General features: G+C 37.7%; 1 pseudogene. It reads right to left on the bottom strand.

Annotated features, from left to right (window positions below):
- A pseudogene (locus tag AOA59_RS32500) lies at positions 1-247 on the bottom strand (hypothetical protein); the annotation flags it as partial.

Below are 247 nucleotides of genomic sequence, written 5' to 3'. Positions count from 1 at the left end.
ATCTAGTCCCACAGGTTTCTCAAGTAATGACTTAGATCCTCGTTCCTCTAAAATAGCTTGCTCAATATAAGCTGCTATTGTCTTAGTGGAAGTACCAGGAGTAAATATTTCCTTGATCCCTTGCCTTTCTAAGTCAAGAGCATCTTCTAATGGGATAACCCCACCTCCAAACACTAATATGTCATCTACTTGGTATTCTTTAAGCTGTTTAAGTACTTCTTTGAACAATACATTATGAGCACCAGAT

The organism is Pseudomonas sp. 2822-15 (assembly GCF_002742515.1).
GTDB classification, from domain to species: Bacteria; Pseudomonadota; Gammaproteobacteria; order Pseudomonadales; family Pseudomonadaceae; genus Aquipseudomonas; species Aquipseudomonas salomonii.
Note: the sequence above shows the minus strand (reverse complement) of the source record. Positions and strands in the feature narration are given on the sequence as shown.